Origin of the sequence: Nocardia sp. NBC_00881 (assembly GCF_045207455.1) — a bacterium.
In the GTDB taxonomy this organism is placed as follows: Bacteria; Actinomycetota; Actinomycetes; order Mycobacteriales; family Mycobacteriaceae; genus Nocardia.
Genome location: NZ_CP108798.1, coordinates 4,406,056 through 4,432,951 on the forward strand (window position 1 = coordinate 4,406,056; position 26,896 = coordinate 4,432,951).

Sequence of the window (26,896 nt, forward strand, 5' to 3'; positions counted from 1 at the left end):
CGAGTGACCACCGAATCTACGAATTCCGGATCGGCCGACACCTCGGATTCGGCGGCCAACCGCGGGAATCTCCGTCCATCGGACGCGCCCGTGCTCGGTCCGCGCCCGGTCTACCGGCCCCATGTCGACACGCACACCGCACGCGCCTTCCGCAGGCCGTCCGGCCTATCCGGTTCGTTCGCCGATCCGCTGCCGATCCGCACCGCGGGTGCGGCACCGCAGGTGGGTCCGGAACTGCACAACCGCCCCCCGGACGCGGTGCTCGCGGAGGCGTTCGGCCGCCCCGAAGGTTCCAGCGAGCTGCTGCAGCGCGATCCCGACGCCGCCGACGGCACAGCCACAGTCGCGGGGCCGCCGGATCCGTGGCGTGATCCCGATGCCGCCGTGCGCCTCGGCGCGCCCGCGGTGCCGACGCCCACACCACAGCCGCTGCCCCAGGCCGAGAAGCTCACCGCACGCCAGGTGCTGTTCGGGTCCCGGGTCGCACCCAAGGCGCTGGCTCTGCTCGCACTCGTCGCGCTCGTGATCGGCCTGCTCGGCGGTCTGGTCGGCAGGCTGACCGCGGAGACGGCCTCCACGCTCACCTCGCGCAAGGTCGCCTTGGAGCAGAACAGCGATGCCGACCGTCCGCACGGACTGATCGCGCAGGTCGCGAACGCCGTGTTGCCCTCGGTCGTTTCGATCCGGGTCACCGTCGGCGACAATGGCGCCACCGGGTCCGGAGTGGTGATCGACGGCGGAGGCTACGTCGTCACGAACAACCACGTCATCTCGATGGCCGCGCAGGACAAGAGCAATCGCGCCACGATCCAGGTCCAGTTCTCCGACGGCACCCGGGTGCCCGCTCAGACCGTCGGCCGCGACCCGAAGACCGACCTCGCGGTGCTGAAGGTCGATGTGAAGAATCTCACTGTCGCCAAGCTCGGTAAGTCCGGCGACGTCCAGGTCGGCGACGATGTCTTGGCTATCGGCTCGCCCCTCGGACTGAGCAAGACGGTCACCTCCGGCATCGTCAGCGCGCTGCACCGCCCGGTGAAGTTGCAGGGCGAGGGCAGCGACACGAACGCCGTGATCGACGCCGTGCAGACGGACGCGTCGATCAACCCGGGTAACTCCGGTGGCGCACTGGTGGACATGGAGGGCCGAGTCATCGGTATCAACTCCGCCATTCGCAGCGAGACCGGTGGCTCGGTCGGTCTCGGCTTCGCCATCCCGGTGGACATGATGACCCAAGTCGCCCAGACTCTGATCCGCGATGGTGTGATTCATCATCCGAGACTGGGCATCAGCCCGCGCACCAAACAGGTGGCGAATGAGACGACGAGCGGCGCGGAAGTGGCCGATGTAGCACCCGGCAGCCCTGCGGCGAAGGCAGGGATCGTCGAGGGCGACGTCATTGTGAAGATCGGCGATCGCGAGGTGACCGGCCCCGAGGAGCTGGTCGTCGCGGTGCAGTCGCGCAAGATCGGAGAGACGGTGAACGTGGTCTTGATCCGCGATGGCCGGCAGGTGGACGTGCCGGTCACGCTGGAATCCGACTGACCCGCTGGTAGGACTCCCGGGTAGCCTGATTACGTGTTCAGCAACATCGGCTGGAGCGAGATGGTCATTCTGCTCGTCGCCGCCCTAGTGATTCTCGGACCGGAGCGCCTGCCCGGTGCGGTGCGGTGGACCACTCGCAGCCTGCGCCAGGTGCGCGACTATGCCAGCGGTGCGACCTCACAGCTGAAGCAGGAGCTCGGTCCCGAGTTCGAGGATCTACGCAAGCCGCTGGCCGACCTGAACGAACTGCGCGGTATGACTCCGCGCGGGATGGTGACCAAACACCTTCTCAACGGCGACGATTCGCTGTTCAAGGATTGGGAAGGCACGCTGCTCGACAAAAAGGACCTGTACAGCACGAACAGCGGAATGCCCAACTATCCGATGCCTGAGGTCGATAAGCCGTTGGAGCGCAACGAACGTCCGCCGATCGACACGGACGCCACCTGATCTGTCAAGAAGTCTAGACACCATGACCAGTTCAGCTGTCTAGACTTCGCACATGTCGGCCGATGACGTGGCGCGCGTGTTCGCGATCGAGGACAGGGTCGAACGACTGAAGGCGGCCACCGACGGGGTGGCGGCGGCCCAGCAGACCATCAACGAACTGACCAGGATTCGCCGTGCCGTGATCAGGGAGCTCCATGCCGATGGCTGGACGTTCGCCAGAATCGGTGCGGCGGCGGGGCTTTCTCGCGCCCGGATCCATCAGGTGAGTACGCAGGGACCATCGCCGGAGGGGCTGTTCTTCGGGCACGGTTCGCTCACCGTTCTGGTCCCGGAGGTGCGGGCCGGGCGGGTAGTCGGTGCGCCGGACCCGGCTGCGCCGCACCGTCTTGTCGAACTACTCCGCGAACTCGGCTTCACCGCCGCGATCGAACACTTCCTACCCGGCCGCCTGATCGACCTGAAGCGCAACGGGTTGATCGTGTTGGGTGGCCCGGAACTCTCCCCCAGCCTGCGCCAGCTGATCACCGCCGATCCGCGGCTGCGGCGCGCGGTGGCCAGGGCGGGCGACACCCGCCGTGGCATCGAAGACCGGGCGGCACGCCGGGTGTACCGGCCCGGCGGGCCGGAACCGCACGACATCGCCTATCTGGCCAGGCTGCCCAGACCCGATGGGCGTGGCAGCGTGTTGATGATCGACGGCATGCATCCGCCCGGATCACTCGGCGCCATACGGCTACTCGCCACCCGTCTGGCAACCCTGCACGAGCGTGCGAGCACACACCTGTTCTCGGTGCTGGTCGCCTGCCGGTTCGACCGGGCCACCGGCGAGCCGTTGGAGGCCGATTTGCTCACGCCGGTGTATCGCCATGACGCCGAAACCCGGTTTCCCGCAAAAGGTGTGCGCCGCTGACCCACGGCGAACCGCGATCACTCGAGCCAGAGGGCATCACTGGCCCGCAACGACGAGTTGCGCGGGGTCTCGCCGTGATTCGGCGGTAACGTGCCGAATGCCGAAGAGCGGCTGAGAACTTCAGGACCGCGGCGATCATCGTCGGTCCGCCCTGCTTGGATCGTCCCTACCAACCGCCCGAGGCCCACCCGGAGCGCAGGGTTCAACTGCCGGTCCGAGGAATAGCCAGTCCGGCCACGGCCAACGAATGCCATCCACCTGCGCAAACCTTATCTCGAAGAGCTTGTGACACGCAGGGTTCCAAGGGTATGCGACACGTGATAACGCCCTCGGGTAGGGTGCCTCCTGCGCCGATGCTTAAATTGCCGAAAGATAACTATTTCGATGGGCGGGCTCTGATGCGTGTTCGAGGTTCGATATCTGAGAGTTCGGTGTCCACACTTTCCCCGCTGCGGCGCGACCAGCTCGATCCCGGTGCCGCGCTGCGTACCGCCGACCCGGCGCTGATCACCCACCGGGTCACCTACAGCGACCGGCTGAAGGTCTTCCTCGGCCCCGGCGAGACGGTCGACAGCTTCCTGCGCCCGCTGCGCAGGCTCGACGGCTACCACCGCTACTCGGTGAACATGACCCGGCTCGCCGCGGCCATGCGGCCCGCCGACATCAGCCCAGTGATCAGCTCCGCGCCTGGGCGGAACTACCTGCAGTGCACCGGCTCGGCCGGGGCACTTGCCATCGAATTGCGCAGCACCGTCGGCGCCGCGCCGCGCCTGTTCGCCGTCGGTCTGCCCGGCGACCGGATCGGCGCACCGAGCATCGACGTCCCAGTGCCGGTCGGTGTACCCGCTCCGCTGATCTATCCGGACGAGTTGTTCACCGCCGAGCAGGCGGCCGAGATCTTCACAGCGTACTTCGAGACCGGTGACGTCCTGCCCTACCTTCAGCTCCGCGAGACGACCGCGTGATGCCCTCTTCGAGGAGGCAACGGTGAACTCGCTCGTGCTCGTCGGTATCGCCGGGCTGGCGACCGGGCTGCTCACCCTGGTCGTCGCCGTGCTGCTGCGGCCGACGGCGTCGCACCGGCAGCTGACCGTCGCCGAGCTGCGGGGCCGCCTCGCGAAGGAGGCGGCCGTAGCGCCGCCCGCGAACGCCGCCGACGACGAGCCGCAGGTCGGGCCCGCGGTGGCCGAGCCGCTTCCCGAGCAGCGCCGTCGCGCCGAATAGCCTCCGGGTAGGCGGCTGCTTCGCTCGACCCGGCGCAGGCCACAGGCGAACTTCCCGGCGACGGCCCCATTAGGGTGGAGATATCGGCGGAAATCCGCCGCTCGTCTCCGGCCCGATGCACGGCCGGATCCGCTCGGGAGAGGACCGGTTCCTGTGCGCGCGATACTCGGGCAATTGATCACCCTGCTGCCGCATGGTCCGGTCGCGCTGGCCCGCGTGGTGGACACGACCGGGCCCGGCCCGCGCGAGCCGGGAGCTGCGATGATCGTCACCGAATCCGGCGAGGTTCACGGCTCGTTGTCGGGCGGTTGCGTCGAGGCCGCGGTCGTAGCGTCGGCGCGCGAGGTATTGGCGACCGGCCACGCGGTGACCGACAGGTTCGGCTACTCCGATGGCGATGGTTTCGCCGTCGGATTGACCTGTGGCGGCGAGATCGAGGTTTTCGTCGAGCGGATCCGCCCCGATCGGCTTTCGCTCCTTTCCTCCCTGCGGCAGCGGATCGGCGATGGTTCCCCGGTCGGGGTCGCCACCACGATGGACGCCCGGCCGGAATGGAAGCTGCTGCTGCCCGGCGGTGCCGATCCGTGGCACGGCGTGGACCGCGACGCGCGGGCGCTGCTGGTCGCCGGCCGCAGCGGCGTCGTGGGCGCCGACGAGTGCGAGGCAGACAGCTCGCCGCGCCCCCGGACTTTCGTGCAGGTCTTCGCGGCACCGGCCCGTATGATCCTGGCGGGCGCCAACGACTTCGTTCGCGCACTGAGCCGCACCGGCCGCCAGCTCGGTTACCGGGTGACTGTGGTCGACGCGCGCGAAACCTTCGCCACCGCGGCCCGATTCCCCTCCGCCCACGAGGTGGTCGTGGACTGGCCGCACCGCTATCTGCGCGCGGAGAACGAGGCGGGACGGATCGACGGTCGCACCGTGGTCTGTGTTCTCACCCACGACGCCAAGTTCGACGTGCCGACCGTGGTCGCAGCACTCGAGTGCGTGGAGCTCGGCTTCGTCGGCGCTCTCGGGTCCCGCCGCACCCACACCGAGCGCGTCGAACGTCTCCGGGCCGCCGGTGTCGCCGACGAGCAGCTGGCCCGGCTGAAAAGCCCGGTGGGGCTGGATCTCAACGCGCGGACACCGGACGAGACCGCGATCTCCATCGCTGCCCAGATCCTGGCGGAGCGCGGCGGCGCCTCCGCCCGCCCACTGGACGACACGGAGGGCCCCATCCACCGCTGAGCCGGAGCCTGCCCCAGCGACTCGCCGCTCATCACATCGGCACCGAAAGCCTCACCGCCGAAGTAGATTCGACACGCACCGCGGCTACCCGACCGGTACCGGTGGGCAGCGCACCTCACCGCTACGCGGCCGCCCGACACCTCCGCGCGGCTCGTGCCCCGAAACACTCGAGGTTCAGGCGGCCGCCCGCGCGGGTCGCAGCGTGTTCATCGGCGGACGGTCGGTCAGCGACACCTCGATACTGTGCGCGGTGAATTCATCGCCGATGAGCGGGAACTGGGTGAGCGCCGCGCCGGAGTCCTGCACGCCGCTGCGACCGAGCGCGGTGCCCAGGATTTGGCGGCTCATCACACCCAGGTCGGCCAGCGGCCGGTTGCGATGCGTCCGGACGCCCAGGTTGACCTGCCCGATCGCGGACATGCCGAGCCGGTCATAGGTGTCGAGCAGCAGCCCGATCTCCACGCCGTAGCCAGGGGCGAACGGCACCGAGGTGAGCAGATCGCGGGTGCCCGCGTATTCACCGCCCAGCGGCTGCAGCACCTGCGACAACTCGGGCCGCAGCGCCGCGAGCAGCGGACGCGCGACCAGCTCGGTGACGCGGCCGCCGCCGTGCGCGTCCACCGCGCCGCCTTGCCGCAGTGGCCTGCGGTAGTAAGCCTTGGCCAGCTGCACGTCGTCGACCGTGAGCAGCGGGCCGAGCAGTTTCGGCACGAAAGCCGGATCCGGATCGATGAGATCGGAGTCGACAAAGGCAACCAGGTCGCCGCTGGTCACAGCTAGCGAGCGCCACAGCACCTCGCCCTTGCCCCCGACCGGCTCCAGCTCGGGTACCGCCTGCTCGCGGCTGATCACCTCGGCCCCCGCTGCGCGGGCGCGCTGCGCCGTCGCGTCCGTCGAGCCGGAGTCGAGCACGATCAGTTCGTCGACCAGCGTGCCGAGCAGCGGCCGGATGCTCGCCACCACCTCGGCCACGGTGCGTTCTTCGTTCAGTGCGGGCAGCACCACCGACACAGTGCGGCCCGCTTTGGCGGCGACGAGCTCGTCCACCGTCCAGTCCGGGATGTCCCAGGTATTGGTCGTCGCCCAGGCGGGCTCACGGTGTTGGATTTTCATACCAGACCTCGCAAGGTTCGTGCGGGGGGCCGGATGCCCTGGATCGAGGCGATCATGTCCACGACCCGCCGGGTCGCGGCGACTTCGTGCACTCGGAAGACTCGGGCGCCTGCGGCCGCCGACCATGCTGTTGCTGCCAATGTGCCCTCCAGCCGTTCGGAAAGATCGACACCTAAAGTCTCCCCGATGAAATCCTTGTTGCTCAGCGCCATCAAGACTGGCCATCCGGTATTTACAAGAACGTCGACTCCGCGCAACAACTCGAGACCGTGATAGGTGTTTTTGCCGAAGTCATGCGTCGGATCGATCAGTATCGAGTCCTCACACACCCCCGCCGCGTGCGCGTTCTCGGCGGCACGCACCACGGTATCGGCGACTTCGCCCACGGCGTCCGCGTAGCGAACCCGGTGCGGCCTGGTCCGCGGCACCGCACCGCCGGTGTGGCTACACACCACCCCGGCGCCGTGCTCGGCGGCGACGAGCACCAAGTCCGGGTCGGCGCCCGCCCACGTGTCGTTGATCAGGTCTGCGCCCGCACCGACAGCGGCCAACGCCACGTCCGCGCGCCAGGTGTCGACGCTGATCAGTAGCTGCGGGTACTTCGCACGAATGGCGGCAACGAATGGGACCACCCGCGCGGCCTCCTCGGTCGCGTCGACGATGGCACCCGGCCCTGCCTTCACGCCACCGATGTCGACCAGGTCGGCGCCCTCGTCTACCGCGCGCGCCACGGCGTCCAAGGCCGCCGCGTCGGTGAAGGTCGCACCCTGGTCGTAAAAGGAGTCCGGCGTGCGATTCACGATAGCCATCACCAGGGCACGATCCGTCGCCACCGGCCTGCCGCACAGGGTGGGAAGCGGCGCCGCGGTGGAGCTGAACATGTCCACGACTGTAGCTAGTCCGCCTCTCCGGGGCTCCAGGCCGTACTGGTCGGTGGCACGGGACTCGCTCCCCCGCCTCTCCGCGAACTCAGGCCGTACTAGCCGAACTCACCGTCGCGCGGGCGTCGGTGCTCACGTCGTCGGCTCACCGGATCAGGCGGTACGCGGTGCCTCCAGTGCCTCGAACGCGGACGGGAGATCGGTCACCACGGTGATCCGGGACAAGGCTGTTCGGGGCACGAACTTCCGGTCGTACAGCTCGTCCAGCCAGGAGAACAACCCTGCGAAGAATCCATTGGGATCCAGCACGACAACGGGCTTCTCATGCTGCCCCAGATAGCCACCGGTCCAGGTCTCGAAGAACTCCTCGAGAGTGCCGATGCCACCCGGCAGCGTCAGGAACGCGTCGGCGCGATCCTCCATGACCTGTTTGCGCTGGCGCATGGTGTCGGTGACCACCAGCTCGTCGGCGTCGACGTCGGCGACCTCCCGGTGCACCAGGTGTTTCGGGATCACACCGACGGTGTTCGCGCCGCCGGCGCGAGCCGCGGTCGCAACCGCTCCCATCATCGAGACGTGACCACCACCGGAAACCAATTGCCAACCGCGCCGGGCAATTTCGGTACCGACCCGGGCGGCCAGCGTGAGGTAATCGGGGTGCATGGTGCTCGCCGAGCAGTACACGCAGACGGCGAAGGGCTGTTCGCTCATGCCTGCGCCTCGCTGGCGCTCGGCTCCGGCATGCGCGATGCGCGCTGTGCCATGATTCGCTCGCTACGCTCGCTCACCACTGGTCCTCCGTGCCGATCGCGTCCTCGGCGGCGCCTGCCTCCGCGTTGGCCTGGATGATCCCGACCACGTCTTCGACGCTGTCGGTGACGTGCAGCAGGCCGAGCTCACCCGGAGAGATCTTGCCGGAGCCGCCGAGCGAATCGCGCAGCCAGTCGACCAGCCCGGACCAGTACCTGCTGCCGAACAGGATGATCGGGAAGCGGGTGATCTTGCGGGTCTGCACCAGCGTGAGCGCCTCGAACAACTCGTCGAGGGTCCCGAAACCACCGGGCAGGCAGACGAACGCTTGGGAATACTTCACGAACATCGTCTTGCGGACGAAGAAGTAGCGGAAGTTGATGCCCAGATCGACCCACTCATTGAGGCCCTGCTCGAACGGCAGCTCGATGCCGAGGCCGATCGAGTAGCCACCGGCCTCGCAGGCGCCACGGTTGGCCGCCTCCATCGCGCCGGGCCCGCCGCCGGTGATCACCGCGAAGCCCGCCCGAGCCAGCGCCGCGCCGATCGCCCGGCCCGCCTGGTACTCGGGATGGTCGACGGAGGTGCGCGCGGAACCGAAAACGGTCACCGCGCGCGGCACCTCGGCCAGCGCGCCGAAACCCTCGACGAACTCGGCTTGGATGCGCAGCACGCGCCACGGGTCGGTGTGTACCCAGTCGGTGTCGCCGCGCTGGTCCAGCAGATTCCGGTCGGCGGTACCGAGACCGTCCTTGCGTTCGCGGCGGAACATTATCGGTCCGCGGAACTTCGCTGTCGACTTCGGCTTGTTGGCGACCTCACGGTCGGCGGCGTCGGTGGACATGCGTTCCACGCTACCGTCCGGCGGCGCGGACGCCGGGGGCGAGGCGAGAAGTAGTCCGCCATTCAGGTCCGGCGCATCGGTGCGAACCTCGATCAGCCGACTCGGTATGCACATCAGCGGCGTGAGACGCCGGAGCAGCTCGAGGAGGCACCGCGGGCGGTGACGCGGGTGTGCCTGTCGTGGGATTCGACGAGTCTGTCGATACCGTTGTCGCCGCGTATCGAGGTCGTCTCCGCCGGGGCGATGATCTGATGGGATCGACGCGTTCGGTGTGCGGGTGGGCGATCGGGTCGTCCGCGGGGTGGCGACGTCCTCCACGACACGCTCGCGCCGATCCGGCGTTCACGAATGTATCCACCTGGCTGTGGTGAAAATTGTCCTATCCCAAGGTTAGTGAAAAACGTTCTATACGTTGCATGCTGGATGCGGCTGAATATATATAGGTCAACGCGGATCGGTTTCAGCCGATAAAAGAGGAGCATGTCCGGCATACGAGGCACAGTTCGAATCAGCGGCGTAGCACGCGCCTTGATGTAGCCCGCGGTGTATGCGGAAGACGGGTTCGGCTCGAAGATCGCCGCTGCGTACGAACCGTAGACATTTCGATCGCGTTTCCGACATTCGCCGGCGGGTGATCGATGCCCGATCCGCGAGAGGAAAAAATGTTATACCTCAACGATTTTCTGTACGGAGCGATATTTATTATTCGCAACATCGGCGTCGCGTTGATCATCCTCCTGACAATCTTGACATTTATCTATGTCGCCGCAAAGGATAGGCTGTCGCCCTCCAAGCTCGGCCTGGTAGCGTGCTCCGGAATCGTCGCTATTGTTGTCCTTTGGACCCTTCCGACGATTCTGCTGAAGGTGCGATCCGAGGCCGACAGTGTCAGTCGCATCGGCACCGTCTACACGAACGGTGGATACCGATGATCAAGGTGTTTCCGGACCTCGCGCGTGTGCTCGGCGTCTTGATGGTTATCGATTCGCTGCTGCTGATGGTGCTCTATACCGGTGGCCTATGGACCGATGTCGCCTTCCTGATTGTTGGACTGGCCAGCTGGCTCAGTGGACATCGTATGCGAGCTGCCGGAAATGGAGTCTGGCGCAGCAAAATCGCAATGCGCGCCTTCCGACTTCCCGTCCTGCGGATGCTGGCGCCTGTCGGCGTGAAGTGTGTCGGCGACTGACCAACCTGTCCGAGAAGGCAATCTTCCGCGTCGCCCCGATCGGGTTCCGATTCCCGTCAGACCGTGTCTTACGTAAAAGCTTCGTAGCTATCCAGATGCGTCGGGTGGAGTAGGCGTGGCCGGCAAGGGGCATGGTCGGGGGTGATTCTCAACAGGCGAAAACCCCGGAGCGAGTCGGGAATGAAGCAGTAGCGGCTGCATGTTGATCACCGCTGACCGACCCTCCTACCCGGGAAGAAGGCAGGCCATGACGTCCTCGCCGACTACTATGCGCGCCGTCCGGCTCTCCGCCCCCGGCCCCATCGAGAACTTACGGCTGACCACTCTGCCTCTCCCGCCCGAGAGAGACGGTTGGGTGCGCATCCGCGTCGAGGCGTTCGGCCTCAACCGCTCGGAGTTGAAGCTTCGGCTGGGTGTGAGCGTGGGCGTCAGTTTTCCCCGGGTGCCGGGCATCGAGGCGACCGGCACCGTCGACGCGGCGCCGGCCGGCAGCGGGCCACCCGTCTCGCTTCGCTGAAGGAGCACGGTATCGACCATCCGCTGCTCGACACCGGCGAGGTCGCGCCCGCCGTGCGCGAGCTGTACCCGGACGGCGTCGACGCCGCCCTTGATCTCGTCGGCACGCCGACCCTGCCAGACACATTGCGCGCGGTGCGCGTGCACGGCACGGCCTGCTTCAGCGGCAGCCTGTCCAACCAGTGGACGGTGCGGGACTTCTCTCCCAACGAGTACCTGCCCAGGGGTGTACGCCTGGCGGGCTACTTCGGCGACGCCGCCGACCTGCCTCGGGAAGCCTTCCAAAAGATCCTCGATGCGGTCGCGGGCGGCGAGCTCGCCTTCCTACCGGGTCTACGACGGCTTGGAGCAGGTGACGCAGGCCCACGACGACATGGAGCACGACCGCGCCACCGGCAAACTCGTCGTCCGCGTCCGACATCAGGCCGTGTTCAGAAGCTCCGTAGCCAGACGTTGATGGCAACGATCTGTGCGGTCGCGATGAAGCGGACGACGAGTTGGTCGAACCTCGTTGCCACAGCACGGTTGCGGTAGCCCACCGGTCGAGCCCTTCCTGCGGCGGTGGGCGGCCTGGTCGGCGCTGGCCCAGCGGCTGCAATTCGAACTGGTCGGCATGGTCCGGTGATCCTGTGGATCACGTCCCTACTCAGGTTCAGTTCTGTGGGATCTGGCAGGTGAATGATGGTGTGGGTGAAGTGGTCCGGGAGATTGCGAGGTATTGTGTCGGTGTTACTCCGGTGAACTCGCGGAAGTCGCGGTTGAGGTGTGATTGGTCGGCGTAGCCGCGGTCTGTGGCGATTTCTTGTAGTGGTAGTCGTGGTTTCTCGTCGAGGAGTTGGCATCGGGCTCGGTCGAAACGGGTGATCCGTGCCGCGGTCTTGGGTGGGAGTCCGACATGGTTGGTGAATCTGGTGATGAGGTGTTTGTGGCTCCATCCCACCTCCTCGGCGATATGCGCGATCGGCATGAGGCCTCCGGAACTCTTCAGCAGCGTCCAGGCTCGGCGGACCTCCCGTAGTGGGGAGCGGCCACTTTCGGCGCGTTCCAGTAGGAAACGGTCGAGGATGTCGAAGCGTTCGCACCAAGTCCGCTCGTCACGGATCCGGCCCGCAAGCTCCCGCCCCGCGGGCCCGAGGACATCGCCGAGGTCGACCAGCTGCCCGCTCAGTTCGACCGCGGAGGTACCAAGCAATGTATGGGCCGAGAGTGGGTCGAGCCACACTTCCAAATGCGCCGGAATGCGGGAATCGCTGAGCGATATGGGTGCGTCTCGCGGGCCCATAATGAACCCGTGCGGGCAGAAATCCGTTTCGTCCACATGCACGGCCACCAGAACCGATGTGGTGGCGGAGAACACGATATTCTTCTCAGGTTCCGGATTCCCGTCGTAGCCGGAATAGTCTCGCACCACCATCGGAGCCAGTCGCCCGTGCGGATTCCCGATCACCCGTGGCGGTCGAAACTCTTCCAGCTCTTCACTAGGCATTCGTCTTTCCTGCACAATCATCACATAACTACTGCCTGCAGAACCACACGGGACACTAAATCTGAATACACCTTGGAATGATCTCTCCTCCCAGAGAACTACAAGCGAACTCCCACGCCGAATCCCGACTGGCGTGGGACCACGCGCACCCCGAACGCGTTGATAACTTCAGCACAAGTCACTACATCGCGCTGAGACTATTCAGCCCTAACTCGAGCTCGAGATATAGAACAATCTTCACCAGAGCCATGACGGTAGGTGAAAATTGTTCTATATCGGCTTTCATTGGTTTAGGCGACTCATCCCGTGAGCGTCATACCCATCCACATAGCACGCATTGGCAACTTTATTCAGCTCCCCAGTTTTGGGAAGTCGCGCAGGCATCCCCGCCGTGGCCGGTGGTTCAACCGAACAACTGCTGGCCCTGCTCGACGACCGGACCACCGAAGTCACCGTATGACCGGCAAAACACGTTCTACATCCAGCTGCGGGCGAGTCCCAGAAGACTCCTCCTCCACCGGCGCTCAGAGTGCCGCATTCGGCGCCGGCGGCGCTGCTCTGATGGCCGGCATTCAGGCGACGTGGGTGTCGTGCTTCTCGCGGTTGGCGAGTACTTCGTCCATATGTGCCTCGGCCCAGTCCTTGATGCCACCCATCACGTGGTGAGCGAGAGACCGAGTTCGGTCAGCTCGTAAGTGACCGTGACCGGCACGGTCGGCGTCACGGTGCGGGTGAGCAGGCCGTCACGCTCGAGCGAGCGCAGGGTCTGGGTTGCCCGTCGGCACCCGGGTCGCCGGATTTGTGGGTGGCTTCGACCGCGACTTCGGCAGCTACGCCGAGCAGCTGGTCGTGCCTGCCGCCGACCTCGCCGTCGTGCCCGACGGGCTGGACTTGGTCGCGGCGTCGACGGTGCCGCTCAACGGGCTGGCCGCGGCCCAGATCGTCGACCTGCTCGGCGACGCGCCCACCGACCGCAACCGGCTGCTGGTGACCGGGGCGGCCGGCGCGGTCGGGGGTACGTCGCCTCGCTCGCCCCCGACCGCGGCTGGCAGGTGACCGGCCTGGCCAGAGCCGAGGACGAGGAGTTCGTCCGCAGCCTCGGCGCCGGCTTCACCACACACGCCGAGCCGGGCTGGGACGCGGTCGCCGACGGTGCGGTATTGCAGGAGCGGGGCCTCGCCTTGGTCCGCGACGGCGGGGCGTTCGTCGGCGTCCGGCCGAATGCCAAGCCGTCCACGGAGCGCGGAATCACCATGGCCGTCGTGGAAACACACCCCGACGGCCCTCGATTGGGCGACCTGCTCGCCCGCACCATGTCCGGCGAACTGCCGGCCCGGGTGCACGCGGTCGTGCCGCTGGCCCGAGTCGCCGACGCCCATCGGGCCGTGGCCGAAGGCGGGGTGCGCGGTCGCTACGTGCTCGAGCCCTGACCAGTTCCTCCATCCGAAGCACTCGTGCTATTCACCCGCGCCGAGACCAAGCCTCGGATACACGGTGGGGATTTGTCCGCCGACGCGGGCGCGTCCCCACCGATGCCATTCATTCGGCCTGACGGATGCACTGGTAGGTGATGACGGCGAGGCTTTCACCGACGGTGCGAGTATCGACAAGGCGCAGAGGCTTCGGACGTAGGGGTTGTGGGTTGCCGGTCTGGTCGAAGAGGCGATTGCCTGCCCCCATCATGAGCGGGAAAATCGCCAACCGCAGCTCGTCGACAAGATCATGCTCGATCAGCGTCTGCACCAGCTGGGAGCTGGCGTAGACGCGGATCTCGCCGTTGACCGTGTGCTTCAGCTTCGAAACCTCATCCCCTATTTCGCCTTTCAGCACGGTCGAGTTATTCCAGCCGGGATCGGCGAGGGTGGCGGAGACGACGTACTTGGGCAGGCTGTTCATCCTGTCCGCCAACTCGCCGGTGCGGTGTGGATACCGTGCGGCGAAGAATTCGTAGCTGCGTCGGCCCAGCAGCAGGGCCTGGGCTGCCAGCGCGTCGTCGAGGACGAGCTTTGCCCATTCTTCGCGGTCGGTCGGGGCGAGACCGGCACGCCAGTCGTCGCGGCTGAAACCCTCCTCGCCGGTCGGGTCCTGCGTGGCTCCATCGAGCGAGACGTTCTCGAAGACAACGATCGTTCCCATGTCGGTGCTCCCATGTCGGTGTTGTGGGGACTACTGATGTAGAAACCGCAACATCGGGAAACTGGTCGCGCCCCGGCCGCCCAGTTCATCCCTCGGCAAGTGTCCATACCCAGTGGAAGTGCCATGAGGTGCGGGAGAAGGTGACATGAGGATGGTGACCGCCGACTTGATGTCGAAGGCACGGGCCGGGGACGGCGACGCGTTCCGAGCATTGACCGAGCCGTACCGCGCAGAGTTGCGGGTGCACTGCTACCGGATGCTCGGATCATTCCAGGACGCCGAGGATGCCCTGCAGGACACGATGCTGGCCGCCTGGCAAGGTCTCGGCGGGTTCGAGGAGCGCGCCTCGGTGCGCACCTGGCTTTACCGGATCGCCACCAACCGCTGCCTCAACGCGCGTCGCTCGGCAACCCGACGCCAGGCCAAGGAGTGGAACGTGCCCGATGTCGAACCGCCCGAGCCGACCCGGCTCGGCGAGGTCGTCTGGCTGCAGCCCTATCCCGACACCCTGCTCGAGGGCGCAATCGACGCACCACTCGGGCCGGAGGCCCGCTACGAGCAGGCCGAATCGATCTCCCTGGCGTTCATCACCGCTGTGCAGGTGCTGCCGCCGCGCCAGGTTGCCGTCCTCGTCCTGCGTGACGTGCTCGGATTTCACGCCAGAGAGGTGGCCCACATGCTGGACTCGACCGTCGACTCGGTCAACAGCGCCCTCAAACGAGCCCGCGCCACCCTGCAACGCCACCGACCGCCGATGACCAACCGCGAACCGCCGCCCGCCGCTGACTCGAACTCCGAGGACGCGATGGTGGCGAAGTTCGTTCGCGCGTGGGAGTCCGCCGATCTCGACGCGCTGGTCGATCTTCTGACCGACGACGTCTTCATCTCGATGCCGCCGGTACCCTTCGAGTACGAGGGCCGAGATCTGGCTGCCCGCTTCTGCGCCAGCATCTTCCGCGCAGGCCGCAGGTTCGACCTCGTATCCACGCGAGCCAACGGCCAGCCGGCGTTCGGCGCGTACCTGCGCGCCCCCAACGGCATCAGCCATGGAACCGGCCTGTACGTTCTCACCCTCGCCGGCGACCGAATCCGCGCCATGACCCGATTCGACAACGCAGTGTTGCCCTGGTTCGGGCTTCCGCGCTCACTCCCGACGCGGTAGACACCCGGACGGCAGGTCCGAGCAGGTGCAGCGTCCTGGCCACAACGGCTTTCATCCGCCCGGTTCCGCAGCAGCTGGTGGTGACGAGGGTGGCTCATCTTCAGCGGCAGGGCGGTGGTGGGAGGTTGTCACCGAGGGTGACAACCGGATACCTCAGCCGTGGGTACCGTTGCCGTTCGCGACGGTGAAGTCCGCCGCATACCGCCGGGCGAACTCGGCGAAGGTCGTCGGCTCGACACCGAATTCTCGGTGCGCACCGAGATCGACCCGGGAATCCGGGGAAGCGAGCCGACCGCGGTAGATCTCGTCGAGTAGGTCGAGCACCTCGGGCGGCAGGCCTTCGGCTGCATGTAGGGCGCGCTTGCGCTCCGGCGTCACCGATTCGTAGCGGAACGTGCGGCCGGTGGCCTCGCTGATCCGGTCGGTGATTTCGGTCATGGTGAGCGCTTCCGGTCCGGTCATGTCGTAGGCCTTGCCCTCGATGCCCTCGGCCTGCATCATCGCCACCGCCACCTGCGCGATGTCCGCGATGTCGACCGGGGACAATCGGCTTTCGCTGATCGGCATGACCAGCGCCTGCCGGTGCGGGTCCACGCCGGTGAGCGTGCCGGGAAGGTAGAACTGCATGAACTGGCTGGGCCGCAGGTGCGTCCATGCCACACCGGAGTTCTCCAGGTACTTCTCGATCTCGAGGTGCCAGCGGGTGCCGCGGAAGGCGTTGGCGTCGAAGGTAGTTCCGGATTCCTTGCCACCGAACTTGACGATATGGCCGACGCCGGCCGCCTGGGCGGCGTCGATGAAGCGACATTGGGTCTGCACCATATTGTCGCGGGGTGAGGAGATCATCAGTACACGGTCGACATCGTCGAACGCGTCGGTGAGGGATTCCGGTACGAGCATGTCACCGTGCACTACCTCGACTGTCGGCAGGTCGCGGATCCATGCCGCTGTGCCGGGATCACGGACGAGTACTCGGACCGGGATCTGTTGGCGGGCGAACTCGCGCAGCACGATCGAGCCAGCGTGTCCGGTGGCACCTGTTAGAAGTCGCATTGTCGTTCTACTTTCCTAGTCGACCGAGTGTTTGCCAGGTGTGAGATGGGGCAGTCCGAAGCGAGGAAACAGCGTCGGATCGTGGATCATGTCGATCCGGGCCACCCCTGCCGGGGCGATGGTCAGCAGTTGCAGCGCGTGGGCGCGGTGGACGCCGCCATGTCCGCGCACGTAAAGGCCATAAGCCGCTTGGCCGTTGGCGGTGATCGGCACCAGGCGCAGCGCGCCGGGCTGGGTGAGCCGGGTACGCAGGAACCGCGCGATGTGGTCGCGTCCGCGGAACCAGGTCGGCACCGGCGGCATTTCCAGCACCGCGTCCTCGGCCAGAATCTGCACCAGCTCAGTGATATCGGCGTTTTCGAAGGCGGTGGCATAGCGCTCGAGCAGCGCGCGGCGCAGCGGGTCCGCCGGTTCGGTGAGGTTGTAGCCGAGGGGTGCGGTCTTGGCCAGCTGGGCGCGGGCGCGCTGCAACGCGCTGTTGACGGCGGCGGTCGTGGTATCCAGGAGGTCGGCGACCTCGTCGGCGCGAAACATCAGTACATCGCGCAGGACCAGCACCGCCCGCTGCCGCCCGGGTAGGTGCTGTAGTGCGGCGATGAAGGCCAACCGGATGGTGTGGCGAGCTTCGACGAGGGTCGCCGGATCGAGTTCGGCATCGGAAACCGGTTCGACCCACGTGGTTTCGGCGCGCCGCGGCGCCAACGGGCCGGTCGGGTCGGCGGTCGGACCACCCAGCCCGGAGGGCAGCGCCCGCCGTGTCCGGCGTTGCATCGCGTGCAAACAGGCTCGGGTGGCGATCCGGTACAGCCATGTGCGTAGCGCTGCACGGCCCTGGAACCCGTCGTAGCCGCGCCAGGCCCGCAGATATGTCTCCTGGACCGCGTCCTCGGCGTCGTGTGGTGAGCCGAGCATGCGGTAGCAGTACCCGAACAGTTCGCCCCGGTACTGGTTGGCGGCGATCTCGAAAAGCTCCTGCGCCTGCGTCACGGAGTGACCTGACGGGAGTCGAACACCACGGTATCCGAGGCGACCCGGCCGTTCCGCAGGACGACGTGGTCCACCGTGCGCAGCGTCCCGAACGGGCCGGTGTGCATGTCGTAGTAGACCAGCGCGCGCCCCTCGTCGCCGAAGGCGTCGATGATGTCGACCCCGGTAACGACGTCGGCGAACTCGGTGAGCGCGGCCAAAACCGCCGCGGCGCCCGTGAGCCGGGTGCGCGGGCTCTCGAACACGACATCCTCGTGCAGCAGGCCCGCCACCGCGGACATGTCCCGCTTGCCGAACGCCTCGACGAACGCGACCGCGACCGCGACGCCCACCGCGACCGGACGGTAGGAACCGATCACTGCGGCCTCGCAGACCTCCGGCTCGCCCAGCACCCGCCCTCCGATATCGCGCTGGAACTGCGCGAACGAGCGGAGGCCCGGCAGAACCTCCGCGTCGGTGGTGGTCGCGGTGTGCACGAACTCCGCCCCGTCGTCGAGCTGGAAGGCGGTGTACTCCAGTCCGGTGGGCCGCTCTCGATGCAGTTGTGCGAACACCGCCTCGACCAGCCGCTGATTCTCCGCAATCGCCTCGTCCCGTGTCCGGTACTGCACCACAACTGTTCTGCTCACGTCGAACTCCTCCAGGTCGATACCATTCACCGATACAGATCCGGGAGAGCGCCCAAACTCATCGGTCCTGGGCCGCCGTCGGCGTTCCGGTGGTTGTCGGCTGGAGGGTGATCGGTATCGCCTTCATGACTTCGCCCAGGTCACGCAAGACTCGCAACCTCACACGGAAGCCGTGTGTGTCGATCTCGATCACAGACCGTACGCGACCGCAAGTGATGGCCCATATCCGTGGCTGCGCCGAATGCCCGGTCGGCGACGTGGCATGGACGATTATTGATCGAACCTCGCGCGAGTACACAGGTGAACCCCACTCCTGTGCGCACGGATCGGGTGGTCTTCCTCGCCCATATGTAGATTCATGATTTCGGCTGACGGAAAACTGGAGCCTACGCTCACTCGACAAGACAGCGTTGCGACGACCACTTGAACTCGATCAACAAATATCGGTCATATTCACTGAGGTGATCTCCGCAAGCTCGGCGGTTGATTTTGACGGCAGACCGCATTCTCTCCTCGGGGCGGTCTCGATGCGCTGATGCCGGAAAATGCTCTGCGGGAGCGGTGACCGGTCGACCACGCTTACCTACCTAAGCATTCCTTAAGAATTCCTTAAGTCCGATCGGCGAGGGTGATCGTGGAACCAGCGTCTACTTATGGATTTCACCGAACTCGGATTACGAGACCGAAAGTCGCTTCCTATCGCGACAGTGATTTCGATTTCGAAAGGGCCTTGATGCACGCACCCCGCCTTGCTCTCCTATGGCTTTCCGCGCTCGTGGTGACTACTACTGCCGGCCTGGCGGAGGCTCACACTGCCGCGGCGCAAGCGGCGCTGCCCCCACATCTTCGTCCGGATGGCCGACGGACGCGGCGTAGTGCTCGATCACGCTGCGATGATTTTCGCGGCCATGCGTCGTCTACTTCGATATGACCACGAAGGCGCGCAGATTTGTCTTGATCCCGGGTGCCGGCGGGGCCGGGTGGTACTGGAGCCGCGTGGCGGCCGGTTTGACCGGCGCCGGCCACTGCGCAATCCCTGTCGATTTACCTGGTGACGATGAGCGCTCGGGGCTCGCGGAATACCGCGATATCGTGCTCGAGCACGCGGTAGACGGCGACGTGATCGTGGCCCAGTCGCTCGGTGCGTTCACTGCGGGCCCCGTGTGCGAACAGATCACCCCGTCGGCGCTGGTATTCGTCAACGCGATGATTCCCATGCCCGGTGAAACGGCGGGACAGTGGTGGGACAACGTCGGATCACTCGACGCCCGTAACGCCGCCGCCGACGCGAACGGCTACAGCCGCGAATTCGACTTGGAGACATACTTTCTCCACGACGTCGGGCGGGAGATCGCGCTCGAAGGGGAGCCGTATCAACGCCCCGAGTCCGATCGGGTCTTCGGCGAGCCGTGTCCTTTCGACGCGTGGCCGCAGGTGCCGATTCATGTCCTGGCCGGTGCTGATGACCGCTTCTTTCCGGTCGCCCTGCAGCAACGCGTCGCACGGGAGCGGCTCGGACTCGAAGCCGGCGTCGTCCCCGGTGGTCACCTCGTTGCCTTGTCGAACCCGACCAGGATCATCGACTATCTACTTGAATATTGAACCTTCGGGCGCTCGACAGTCGTTGAGTTCCTGAGCCTGTCGAACTACTGGAGAATAGATGACACAGCTTGCTCCCGAGGTGGAGTCGACCGCGGATGCGGGCGGGTTCATCGGTCGTGACAGGGAGCTGGACACAGTCTTCACGCTGCTGCCCGGCCAGGCGCGGCTGATCACGTTGGTCGGCGCGGGCGGGATCGGAAAGACCCGACTCGCCGCGGAGGTGGCGCGGCGTTATCACCGGGCCCGCCGAGTTCCGGTGCGGTGGGCCCGGCTCGCGCGCCTGGCGAGGGGCTGTGACCGGTCTGCGATCGAGGAGACGATCGCCCACGCGGTGGTCGACTTCAACTGCCCGGAACGGTCCTCCTGGTATGCGATTGTGGACGCCCTCACCCGTAGCGATTCGACGGGCCGGGTGTGGCCGACGGTGCTGGTGCTGGACAACTGCGAACACGTACTGGATGCCGTTGCCGAGGTGATCACCGACCTGCTCGACGCGGCACCGGGGTTGACGGTTCTGGCCACCAGCCGCGAAGCCATCGGATGGGCCGACGAGTACCTGGTGAATGTTCCGCCGCTGCAACACCGCGAAGCGGCGGCGCTGTTTCTCGAACGCGCCGAAGCTGCCGGGCGACGCATCACCGATGCCGGTGATATCGCTACCGCGCAGAGCATTTGCCGCCATCTGCACAACAACCCATTGTTCATCAAGCTGGCGGCCGCCCGGCTGCTGCGCCGCCCTATCGCAGTACTCCTGCAGGAGTTGAATGGCACAGACGACGACCAGCGGTTGCGGTGGTCGCACGGCACCAGGATGGGCGATGGGCCCCGCCACCGTGGCATCGGCGACGCCATCACCTGGTCATACGATCTGTGTCCGGACGACGAACGGCTGCTGTTCGAGCGAATGTCGGTCTTCGCGCCGGGATGTCCCGTCAATTCCGACGACGATGCCAACCACGCCACCTGCGACGTCGGAATCGATCTGGAAGCGATCCAGGCCGTCTGTGCCGATCCGGGCCGGCTGGCGCCGCACCGTATCCAGGACATCCTCGATCGGCTTGCCAATCGTTCGTTGGTGTCCGTACATTTCACGCGGACGACCGCGCGCTATTCTTTGCTCGAGTCCCTCCAGGTGTTCGCGCGGCAGCAACACGAAGAGCGCACCAGACGTAGCCCGGACGAGTCGACACTGGTCGCCGAGCGGCACCTGAGTTACTACCGCGACAAAGTCGTCGACACCGCGACCCACTGGTTCGGTCCGCGGGAGCAGGAACTCATGAGTTGGATCCGTGCATCGTGGGAAAACGTACTCACCGCACTCCGGACCAGTGTGGAAGACCCGGCACGCTCCGCACTGGGCCTGCAGATCTGCATCGGCTTGCTGGCACTGCCTGTCCCGTTCATCAGTTCATTCCGAGACGTCCGGCTGTGGACCGAACGCATGCTGGCTGCCACCGATACGGTGATGGACCGCCCCACCGAATCGCGCCTTACCGCGATGGCGTTGCTGGTGGTGGTCCTGTTGCGCCAGGGTGCCCAGGACGACGCCGAAAGGATGCTCGAGAACTGCGTCGCCGCCAGCTCGGTCGAACCCGATAACAAGCGACACTGGCGCGACACCATGGAGACCGACATCGGATTGCCCGCCGCGGTCGAACTGGCATGGGGCCTGGAGCTGTGGCTGGTCCGATACGATGGCCGGGCGGTCACCGTGCTTACCCGCGCCGCCGCGAAGGCCGGTCACAACGGTGACCGCGGCTTATCCGGGTACTGCGAGATGTCCGCTGCGGGCGCGGCGGCAATGCTCGGTGCGGACTCCGCCGACCACCTGACCGAATCCTTCCTGGATCACGCCACCACGGCCGGGTCACCATGGGCCACGGCGTGGGCCGGACTCACCCGGGCGGTAATCCACATGAGACGCGGAGATGACGCCCCTGCGCTGGACCTGGTTCGAGACTCGTTGGCCTACTACGTCTCCACAGATGAATGGGGCAGCATGTGGGCGGTGCAGCTGCGCATATTGGCGTTGGCCGCGACCGTCACCGACGACGCCGACCGTCACACACTGGCCGGACCGGCCACTGAGATCGCTTACCTCGCAGGCGGATTGGACACGCTGCGGGCCCGATACGGGAGCAACATCCAAACACCACCTGAATTCACCGAACGGACCGCAGAGGCGATCGCCCGTGCTCGCGATCTGCTCGGTGCCGACGCATTCACGAGCGCGCAGGAGCGCGGCGCCCAGTTGCGTCCCGAGCTGGACGAAGTGCAGCAGCTGGCGCTCGGCAGACTGCAAATCCCCCGCTCCGAGCCACCTACCGCAAAGCCCCTCGAAACCCGAAGACGCTCGCCCTGGAGCGAACTGACCCAGGCCGAACAGGACGTCGCGACACTCGCCGCCGCGGGATGGACGAACGCGGCAATCGCTGAGCGTCGCGGAACATCGCTGCGCACCGTCGAAGCCCAACTTGCCGCCATCCTGCATAAACTCGCGCTCGGATCCCGACGCGAAATCGCGGAGCTGGTTCCCGAAAGTCGAACTGCCGCAGTGCGGAATGAAGCTGCCCGATGGGCAAGCCGACGCGAAGCCCCGAAGTCATAGGCAGGCGGTTGTCTCCCCGAAGGCGATCCGCCTGGGTGGGATATCCGGGGACACACGTAGACAGCGACGAACCGTTCGTGGTCGGCACTGCTATCCGGGTCGCCGCGACGGCTGACTCGTCAGGGCCCCGGTCTTTCATGCTCATCCCCAGCGTGAAGTGCCCGTCATTGATTACGGCCTCGGATCGGCGAACAACTCGATCATGGCTGCGTAACTGTTGTCGGCGTACCCCTTGGCGATGACCCGCTCCGCCAGGTCATGGACAAAAGCGGGTAGCTCGGTGTTGATTCCCTGCGCTCGACTCTCATGCAGTAGATGCTCCATCGACGCGAAATGGGTGGACAACTTGGCGTCGTTCGCTGGGTACGCACCGTCACCGGCATCGATCTGAGCCGCGTAGTCGGCGGCGAAGGTCTTGACAGCATCGACCCATCCGGTAGCCCACGGCAGAAAAGCCATGGTATCGATGTTGGCGGATTTCAGCAGCGCAGCGCCGTGGATGAAGCTGTTCAATGTTCCCCACATAACCCCGAGCAGGGCAACGTCATACAGCACCGCAAGGCCGGGATCCGCGCCCACATATGTGGTGTGGCCGCCCAGCAGTCTCAGTGACGGCTCATGGGTTATGAAGGCTGTCTCCGATCCGCTGTAGAACAGCACCGCGTCCGCGCGCCCGATGCCCGCGGGCACGGTCATGATTGCCCCGTCGAGGTATTCGGCGCCCCGCTCCTCGGCCCATACCGCGGTCGCACGCGCCTGTTCCGAGGATCCGGAGGTCAGATTTGCGATCACTCGGCCCGACAAGATGCCGCTGAGCGGATCGAGGATAGTGTGCACCACCTCGTAGGTTGTCAGGCAGATAACAACCAGATCACTGGCGGTCACCGCCTCGGCAGCCGTGGCAGCGAGGACCGCCCCCTGACCGACAAGCTCATCGGCCTTGTCCGGTGATCGGTTCCATACCGTCGTCGGGTGTCCCGCCTTCAAGAACGCGGCAGCCAATGCCCTCCCCATCAGCCCCAAACCGATGACCGTAACCGGCATTCGATCGTTGCCTGTCATACGCCACTCCATTCCCTAGGTATCTGGACCCGACTTGATCGTCACTCTCGCTCGTCGACCAGCTCGGCGGTTGACGAACCCGATCACGCTCGCACACTCGTTCGATGACGAACAAGCACCTACTTCGAAGTGCGTGGTTACCCCGAGGTAAGCGTCGGCGGGACTGCTTGCCGGTAGGACGCCGGCGGCGCAAGGATGACGGTAAATTCTGTTCTAGGACGCGGTTTCCAAAAATGAAAAGATCCCGTTGTGAAAAAATTACTTGGAACCCTTGCATGTTTGACGGCGGCGACGGGCATCGCGCTCGGTGCGGCCACCGGCACCGCAGCCGCGGATTGGAAGGGGTCTTTCTACGACAACCAATACGGCGGATCGGTGGCAAGCGGGGCGGCCTGCGAGCGGGAGGCGGCCGGCTGGCGTAGCAGCGATCTGGGTGCTAGCTGCGTCCGCGTCGAGGTCCGCGACAGATGGGATCTAATCACTTGGTCGATCGGCGGCTGAGTTGGGGACGGGCAGGGTAAATGCGAGCCATCGAAAGTGGTGGGTCCTCGCCGCGCATCACTGCTGCTGCGCGCAAAGGGCGACCGTGTGAGTGATTCTGCGCGCAATATCTTCGAGCGCCTGCTGTGGGCGAAACCGCCCGAAGCACCCGAGTCCCGATTCGGTGCCGTATGCGTCCTCGGCGGCAGTATCGCCGGCCTCCTTGCCGCGCGTGTGCTTGCCGACTATGCGCGGCGGGTGGTCGTGATCGAGCGGGACGATGTCGGTGCGGGACACCGGATTCGCACCGGTGTCCCGCAAGACCAGCAGGTGCATGTGCTGCTACCCGCCGGATTAGTGCGGATCGAGCGCCTGCTACCCGGCTTTGCCGCTGAGGCATATGCGCTGGGCGCGGTGCCCGCCGAGCCGGAGAGGGCCCGCCTGCACTTCGACGACCGCCCAGCCCTGCAGACCCGGCACGAACCGCTGATGCTGGCGACCCGGCCGTTTCTGGAATCCCGGATACGTACACGGGTGCTGGCGCTGCCCAACGTCGTGGTCGAGCGGGGGCGGGCGGTCGGGCTGGACTGCCGGGACGGCGTGGTCTCCGGCGTACGGTACCTGGTCGACGGAGCCGAAAACCTGCTCACCACCGACTTCGTCGTCGACGCCATGGGGCGTAGCAGCAAGCTTTCCGACTGGCTCGAGCAGGCCGGGTTCGACCGCCCACGGCTGCAACGGTTGCACAGTGGAATCAACTACGCCACAGCATTGTTCGAACGCGAGCGCGACGACGAGCTCTCCTGGGCCACCACGCTGGTGCAGCACTCACCGGAACGCGGGCCGCGGGGCATCGCGCTGTCGGTGACGAGCGCGGTCGAGAGCGGGCGCTGGATTGTGATGCTGATGGCGCACCACCCGGTCAAACCGCCGCGGACCGTCGAAGAGTTCCGCGAGTTGTGCGCTCACATGCCGCCCCCCTTCCCGGAGGCGGTCGGCGGGACGCTCGTGCGCGAAATCGTCACCTACCACCAGGGGGACAGCCGCCGAAGGGATTTCGCCGGACCGCTGAACCTGCCGGCCCGCCTGGTGAGCGTGGGTGATGCCGTGGCCTCGTTCAATCCGGCATTCGGGCAGGGTATGTCGTCGGCGGCGTTGCACAGTTCTTGCTTGTCCGAGTACCTGCGCGCAGAGCCGGACCTGAACTCGCCCGCGCGAGAGTTCTTCGAACTGCAACAGGTCGTGGTGGACGCGGCCTGGCAGGTGTCGGCCGGAAGCGACGCGGCCCGGCTCGATGCGCTCAACGGTGCCGAGGTACCTGAGGAAGTGCGGCGCCGGCGGTGGGCGCTCGAGCAAATCATGGCCGCCAGCGTGACCGATCAGCAGGTCGCGCAGGTGTTCCGGGACGTGACGTTCATGCTCGAACACCCCGACAGGCTGGCCGATCCGGCGCTGCTCGAACGGGCCGTCACCGCCAACGGCGGAAACACTCGCCCGTAACCACGGTCCTCGATTCACGGCATCGGCCGAGCGCCACCTCATCACCACACCCGCTCGAGGGAGAATCTCATGACCGCTATGCACGGCCGTCGTGTCCTTGTCACCGGCGCCAGCAAAGGTATCGGTAAAGGAATTGCCACCGAATTCGCGCGAGCGGGCGCGCATGTCGTCATTACGGGTCGGCACCGCGAGGCGCTCGAAACCACCGAGACAGGTATCCGAGATGCCACCGGCGGCACCGTCACCGGCATTGTCGCCGACGTTGCCGATCCGGACGACATTCGGCGTAGTGCGCGGGACGCCGAGCAGATCCTCGGTGGTATCGATGTGCTGTGCTGCAATGCCGGGATCTTTCCCGGGCGGCCCCTGGTCGAACTCACCGCCGAAGACATCGATGCGGTGCTGAACGTCAACCTGCGCGGAACCATCCTTACCGTCGTCGCGTGCCTGGACGCCCTCAAACGCAGTGGCCGCGGCCGAGTCGTGGTCACGTCGTCGATCACCGGTGCGATTACCGGATATCCCGGCTGGTCGCACTACGCGGCCAGCAAAGCCGGGCAGCTCGGGTTCGTGCGTTCGGCTGCGCTGGAGTTGGCCGCCGACGGTATCACCATCAACGCCGTGCTGCCCGGCAATGTGTTGACGGAAGGTGTCGAAGAGCTCGGTCAAGCGTATGTCGACGAGATGGCCCGCACGATTCCCCTCGGCCGGTTGGCCACCATCGACGAGATCGGACAAGCCGCGTTGTTTCTCGCCTCCGATCAGGCTGGGTATATCACCGGGCAGACGCTGGTCGTGGACGGTGGTCAGGTACTCCCCGAATCGCTCGGAGGCTAGCCGCCGGACGGCTGACGTGTTGGTGGAGGCCACGCCTGCAACGCGATCTCCACGATCCTGCGGAGTTGATCGGGCGACGTGCCAGCGACTGCCTGGACGGCGATGCCGTCGGAGACGGTCATGAGGAATCGGGCCAAGTCGCCGGGGTCGCTGTCGTGGGGTAGGTCGCCGTCGGCGTGTGCCTGATCGAGTCGCAGGCGCAGGGCAGCCTCGGCGGCGAGCCGTCGGGCGAGCGCCTGTGCGCGGCTCGGTTCGGCGTCCGGACCACAGACTTGCACACTTCGCACGGACAGGCAGCCGGGTGCACTGCTGCTGGTGGTCAGTTCGATCGCGCCGTACAGCAGAGCTGCCGCGACTTCCCTGGCGGATGAGAGCCGTAGCGCTTCGGCAGCGTAGCTGCCTGGGCCGGCGATATACCGGTCCAGCACAATGCCGAACAGTTCCGCCTTGTTGCCGAAGGTGGCATACATGCTCGGCCGGTTGATTCCCATCGCCGCTGTCAGTTCCGACAGTGCGGCGCCTTCGTATCCGTGTCGCCAGAACACAGCCAGCGCGCGATCCAGTGCGGCATCGATGTCGAAGGCCCGTGGCCGACCTCCCGGCATGGTTGACCTCCCAGTTTTTTACCTATCGGTACTTTACTCCTTGACCTGGTCGGCGCGAGCCCGATAGTTTCTTACCGAATGGTACATATCTAGGAGGCCC

At 66.0% G+C, this 26,896-nt stretch carries 29 protein-coding genes and 1 pseudogene; 18 read left to right on the forward strand and 12 right to left on the reverse strand.

Annotated features, from left to right (window positions below):
- The first annotated feature begins 3 nt into the window (after positions 1-3).
- From OH799_RS18460 to OH799_RS18485, 6 genes are all read left to right on the forward strand, one after another.
- A complete protein-coding gene (locus OH799_RS18460) occupies positions 4-1,542 on the forward strand; it encodes a trypsin-like peptidase domain-containing protein (RefSeq protein WP_406265461.1) in 1,539 nt (512 codons plus the stop codon).
- 33 nt (positions 1,543-1,575) lie between these two features.
- On the forward strand, positions 1,576-1,992 hold the full coding sequence (gene tatB / locus OH799_RS18465; RefSeq protein WP_357265128.1) for a Sec-independent protein translocase protein TatB: 417 nt from the start codon (positions 1,576-1,578) through the stop codon (positions 1,990-1,992).
- A gap of 52 nt (positions 1,993-2,044) precedes the next feature.
- Positions 2,045-2,902 (forward strand): hypothetical protein, encoded by an 858-nt coding sequence (locus tag OH799_RS18470; protein WP_406265464.1) that lies wholly within the window; start codon positions 2,045-2,047, stop codon positions 2,900-2,902.
- Positions 2,903-3,333: 431 nt separating this feature from the next.
- A complete protein-coding gene (locus OH799_RS18475) occupies positions 3,334-3,867 on the forward strand; it encodes a hypothetical protein (protein WP_406265467.1) in 534 nt (177 codons plus the stop codon).
- Positions 3,868-3,889: 22 nt separating this feature from the next.
- On the forward strand, positions 3,890-4,126 hold the full coding sequence (locus OH799_RS18480; protein WP_406265470.1) for a hypothetical protein: 237 nt from the start codon (positions 3,890-3,892) through the stop codon (positions 4,124-4,126).
- 153 nt (positions 4,127-4,279) lie between these two features.
- The gene (locus tag OH799_RS18485; RefSeq protein ID WP_406265473.1) at positions 4,280-5,356 is read left to right on the forward strand and encodes an XdhC family protein; all 1,077 of its coding nucleotides are present in this window, start codon (positions 4,280-4,282) and stop codon (positions 5,354-5,356) included.
- 174 nt (positions 5,357-5,530) lie between these two features.
- On the opposite strand, the gene OH799_RS18490 is transcribed toward OH799_RS18485, so the two are convergent.
- The 4 genes from OH799_RS18490 to OH799_RS18505 all read right to left on the reverse strand — a co-directional run bounded on the left by OH799_RS18490 (position 5,531) and on the right by OH799_RS18505 (position 8,944).
- Entirely contained in the window at positions 5,531-6,469 is a 939-nt protein-coding gene (locus OH799_RS18490) for a glucosyl-3-phosphoglycerate synthase (protein ID WP_406265476.1), read from the reverse strand.
- Positions 6,466-7,350 carry a dihydropteroate synthase gene (gene folP, locus OH799_RS18495; RefSeq protein ID WP_406265479.1) on the reverse strand — a complete coding sequence of 295 codons (885 nt, stop codon included), beginning with the start codon at positions 7,348-7,350 and terminating at the stop codon, positions 6,466-6,468. Before folP ends, OH799_RS18490 begins: the two co-directional genes overlap by 4 nt.
- A 153-nt stretch (positions 7,351-7,503) precedes the next feature.
- Positions 7,504-8,061 carry a TIGR00730 family Rossman fold protein gene (locus OH799_RS18500; protein WP_406265482.1) on the reverse strand — a complete coding sequence of 186 codons (558 nt, stop codon included), beginning with the start codon at positions 8,059-8,061 and terminating at the stop codon, positions 7,504-7,506.
- A gap of 73 nt (positions 8,062-8,134) precedes the next feature.
- A complete protein-coding gene (locus OH799_RS18505; protein ID WP_406265485.1) occupies positions 8,135-8,944 on the reverse strand; it encodes a TIGR00730 family Rossman fold protein in 810 nt (269 codons plus the stop codon).
- Between the two features lie 638 nt (positions 8,945-9,582).
- On the opposite strand from OH799_RS18505, the gene OH799_RS18510 reads away from it, so the two are divergent.
- The 4 genes from OH799_RS18510 (at position 9,583) to OH799_RS18525 (ending at position 11,183) form a co-directional block, all read left to right on the forward strand.
- Entirely contained in the window at positions 9,583-9,876 is a 294-nt protein-coding gene (locus tag OH799_RS18510; protein WP_406265488.1) for a hypothetical protein, read from the forward strand.
- Complete coding sequence (locus OH799_RS18515; RefSeq protein WP_406265491.1) at positions 9,873-10,133, forward strand: hypothetical protein; 261 nt, start codon at positions 9,873-9,875, stop codon at positions 10,131-10,133. The genes OH799_RS18510 and OH799_RS18515 overlap by 4 nt, the downstream gene beginning before the upstream one ends.
- Before the next feature lie 247 nt (positions 10,134-10,380).
- Positions 10,381-10,650, forward strand: a complete 270-nt coding sequence (locus tag OH799_RS18520; protein WP_406265494.1) for an alcohol dehydrogenase catalytic domain-containing protein — start codon at positions 10,381-10,383, stop codon at positions 10,648-10,650.
- 23 nt (positions 10,651-10,673) lie between these two features.
- A complete protein-coding gene (locus OH799_RS18525) occupies positions 10,674-11,183 on the forward strand; it encodes a hypothetical protein (RefSeq protein WP_406282261.1) in 510 nt (169 codons plus the stop codon).
- A 118-nt stretch (positions 11,184-11,301) separates the two neighbouring features.
- Here the strand turns inward: OH799_RS18525 and OH799_RS18530 are convergent, their stop codons facing one another.
- Entirely contained in the window at positions 11,302-12,135 is an 834-nt protein-coding gene (locus OH799_RS18530) for a helix-turn-helix domain-containing protein (RefSeq protein WP_406265497.1), read from the reverse strand.
- A 572-nt stretch (positions 12,136-12,707) separates the two neighbouring features.
- A pseudogene (locus OH799_RS18535) lies at positions 12,708-12,907 on the reverse strand (winged helix-turn-helix transcriptional regulator); the annotation flags it as partial.
- Between OH799_RS18535 and OH799_RS18540 the strand changes: the two are divergent.
- Together OH799_RS18540 and OH799_RS18545 are read left to right on the forward strand one after the other, a co-directional pair.
- Positions 12,907-13,191, forward strand: coding sequence for a hypothetical protein (locus OH799_RS18540; RefSeq protein ID WP_406265500.1), 285 nt, complete (start codon positions 12,907-12,909; stop codon positions 13,189-13,191). The pseudogene OH799_RS18535 and the gene OH799_RS18540 sit on opposite strands and share 1 nt — an antisense overlap.
- Complete coding sequence (locus tag OH799_RS18545) at positions 13,188-13,565, forward strand: zinc-binding dehydrogenase (RefSeq protein WP_406265502.1); 378 nt, start codon at positions 13,188-13,190, stop codon at positions 13,563-13,565. The genes OH799_RS18540 and OH799_RS18545 overlap by 4 nt, the downstream gene beginning before the upstream one ends.
- Positions 13,566-13,674: 109 nt before the next feature.
- Here the strand turns inward: OH799_RS18545 and OH799_RS18550 are convergent, their stop codons facing one another.
- Positions 13,675-14,271, reverse strand: coding sequence for a dihydrofolate reductase family protein (locus tag OH799_RS18550; RefSeq protein WP_406265505.1), 597 nt, complete (start codon positions 14,269-14,271; stop codon positions 13,675-13,677).
- A 151-nt stretch (positions 14,272-14,422) separates the two neighbouring features.
- Between OH799_RS18550 and OH799_RS18555 the strand changes: the two genes are divergently transcribed.
- Complete coding sequence (locus OH799_RS18555) at positions 14,423-15,433, forward strand: sigma-70 family RNA polymerase sigma factor (RefSeq protein ID WP_406282264.1); 1,011 nt, start codon at positions 14,423-14,425, stop codon at positions 15,431-15,433.
- A 153-nt stretch (positions 15,434-15,586) separates the two neighbouring features.
- Here the strand turns inward: OH799_RS18555 and OH799_RS18560 are convergent, their stop codons facing one another.
- Genes OH799_RS18560 through OH799_RS18570 form a run of 3 tightly spaced genes read right to left on the reverse strand, consistent with a single transcriptional unit; the run spans position 15,587 to position 18,102 of the window.
- Positions 15,587-16,486: an SDR family oxidoreductase gene (locus OH799_RS18560; protein ID WP_406265508.1), complete on the reverse strand. Its 900-nt coding sequence runs from the start codon at positions 16,484-16,486 to the stop codon at positions 15,587-15,589.
- Positions 16,487-16,501: 15 nt separating this feature from the next.
- Positions 16,502-17,473 carry a sigma-70 family RNA polymerase sigma factor gene (locus OH799_RS18565; protein WP_406265511.1) on the reverse strand — a complete coding sequence of 324 codons (972 nt, stop codon included), beginning with the start codon at positions 17,471-17,473 and terminating at the stop codon, positions 16,502-16,504.
- Positions 17,470-18,102 (reverse strand): nuclear transport factor 2 family protein, encoded by a 633-nt coding sequence (locus OH799_RS18570; RefSeq protein ID WP_406265514.1) that lies wholly within the window; start codon positions 18,100-18,102, stop codon positions 17,470-17,472. The genes OH799_RS18565 and OH799_RS18570 overlap by 4 nt, the downstream gene beginning before the upstream one ends.
- 927 nt (positions 18,103-19,029) lie before the next feature.
- On the opposite strand from OH799_RS18570, the gene OH799_RS18575 reads away from it, so the two are divergent.
- Entirely contained in the window at positions 19,030-19,704 is a 675-nt protein-coding gene (locus tag OH799_RS18575) for an alpha/beta fold hydrolase (RefSeq protein WP_406265517.1), read from the forward strand.
- 58 nt (positions 19,705-19,762) lie between these two features.
- On the forward strand, positions 19,763-22,312 hold the full coding sequence (locus tag OH799_RS18580) for an ATP-binding protein (protein WP_406265520.1): 2,550 nt from the start codon (positions 19,763-19,765) through the stop codon (positions 22,310-22,312).
- 171 nt (positions 22,313-22,483) lie between these two features.
- Here the strand turns inward: OH799_RS18580 and OH799_RS18585 are convergent, their stop codons facing one another.
- On the reverse strand, positions 22,484-23,374 hold the full coding sequence (locus OH799_RS18585; protein WP_406265523.1) for an NAD(P)-dependent oxidoreductase: 891 nt from the start codon (positions 23,372-23,374) through the stop codon (positions 22,484-22,486).
- Between the two features lie 279 nt (positions 23,375-23,653).
- On the opposite strand from OH799_RS18585, the gene OH799_RS18590 reads away from it, so the two are divergent.
- From OH799_RS18590 to fabG, 3 genes are all read left to right on the forward strand, one after another.
- Positions 23,654-23,875 (forward strand): hypothetical protein, encoded by a 222-nt coding sequence (locus OH799_RS18590; RefSeq protein ID WP_406265526.1) that lies wholly within the window; start codon positions 23,654-23,656, stop codon positions 23,873-23,875.
- A gap of 87 nt (positions 23,876-23,962) precedes the next feature.
- Positions 23,963-25,354 carry an FAD-dependent oxidoreductase gene (locus OH799_RS18595; RefSeq protein ID WP_406265529.1) on the forward strand — a complete coding sequence of 464 codons (1,392 nt, stop codon included), beginning with the start codon at positions 23,963-23,965 and terminating at the stop codon, positions 25,352-25,354.
- Between the two features lie 69 nt (positions 25,355-25,423).
- Positions 25,424-26,191, forward strand: a complete 768-nt coding sequence (gene fabG, locus OH799_RS18600) for a 3-oxoacyl-ACP reductase FabG (protein WP_406265532.1) — start codon at positions 25,424-25,426, stop codon at positions 26,189-26,191.
- Here fabG and OH799_RS18605 read toward each other — a convergent pair.
- On the reverse strand, positions 26,188-26,796 hold the full coding sequence (locus tag OH799_RS18605) for a TetR/AcrR family transcriptional regulator (RefSeq protein WP_406265535.1): 609 nt from the start codon (positions 26,794-26,796) through the stop codon (positions 26,188-26,190). The two genes, fabG and OH799_RS18605, sit on opposite strands and share 4 nt — an antisense overlap.
- Positions 26,797-26,896 lie beyond the last annotated feature (100 nt).

What these genes read in the sequence shown, in the direction of transcription:
- OH799_RS18505 (WP_406265485.1), bottom strand. Translation starts at nt 8,944, where the DNA reads ATGTCCACCGACGCCGCCGACCGTGAGGTCGCCAACAAGCCGAAGTCG.
- OH799_RS18555 (WP_406282264.1), top strand. Translation starts at nt 14,423, where the DNA reads ATGGTGACCGCCGACTTGATGTCGAAGGCACGGGCCGGGGACGGCGAC.
- OH799_RS18560 (WP_406265508.1), bottom strand. Translation starts at nt 16,486, where the DNA reads ATGCGACTTCTAACAGGTGCCACCGGACACGCTGGCTCGATCGTGCTG.
- OH799_RS18580 (WP_406265520.1), top strand. Translation starts at nt 19,763, where the DNA reads ATGACACAGCTTGCTCCCGAGGTGGAGTCGACCGCGGATGCGGGCGGG.
- fabG (WP_406265532.1), top strand. Translation starts at nt 25,424, where the DNA reads ATGACCGCTATGCACGGCCGTCGTGTCCTTGTCACCGGCGCCAGCAAA.
- OH799_RS18490 (WP_406265476.1), bottom strand. Translation starts at nt 6,469, where the DNA reads ATGAAAATCCAACACCGTGAGCCCGCCTGGGCGACGACCAATACCTGG.
- OH799_RS18530 (WP_406265497.1), bottom strand. Translation starts at nt 12,135, where the DNA reads ATGCCTAGTGAAGAGCTGGAAGAGTTTCGACCGCCACGGGTGATCGGG.
- OH799_RS18515 (WP_406265491.1), top strand. Translation starts at nt 9,873, where the DNA reads ATGATCAAGGTGTTTCCGGACCTCGCGCGTGTGCTCGGCGTCTTGATG.
- OH799_RS18510 (WP_406265488.1), top strand. Translation starts at nt 9,583, where the DNA reads ATGCCCGATCCGCGAGAGGAAAAAATGTTATACCTCAACGATTTTCTG.
- OH799_RS18575 (WP_406265517.1), top strand. Translation starts at nt 19,030, where the DNA reads ATGACCACGAAGGCGCGCAGATTTGTCTTGATCCCGGGTGCCGGCGGG.
- OH799_RS18470 (WP_406265464.1), top strand. Translation starts at nt 2,045, where the DNA reads ATGTCGGCCGATGACGTGGCGCGCGTGTTCGCGATCGAGGACAGGGTC.
- OH799_RS18585 (WP_406265523.1), bottom strand. Translation starts at nt 23,374, where the DNA reads ATGACAGGCAACGATCGAATGCCGGTTACGGTCATCGGTTTGGGGCTG.
- OH799_RS18605 (WP_406265535.1), bottom strand. Translation starts at nt 26,796, where the DNA reads ATGCCGGGAGGTCGGCCACGGGCCTTCGACATCGATGCCGCACTGGAT.
- OH799_RS18550 (WP_406265505.1), bottom strand. Translation starts at nt 14,271, where the DNA reads ATGGGAACGATCGTTGTCTTCGAGAACGTCTCGCTCGATGGAGCCACG.
- folP (WP_406265479.1), bottom strand. Translation starts at nt 7,350, where the DNA reads ATGTTCAGCTCCACCGCGGCGCCGCTTCCCACCCTGTGCGGCAGGCCG.
- OH799_RS18500 (WP_406265482.1), bottom strand. Translation starts at nt 8,061, where the DNA reads ATGAGCGAACAGCCCTTCGCCGTCTGCGTGTACTGCTCGGCGAGCACC.
- OH799_RS18520 (WP_406265494.1), top strand. Translation starts at nt 10,381, where the DNA reads ATGACGTCCTCGCCGACTACTATGCGCGCCGTCCGGCTCTCCGCCCCC.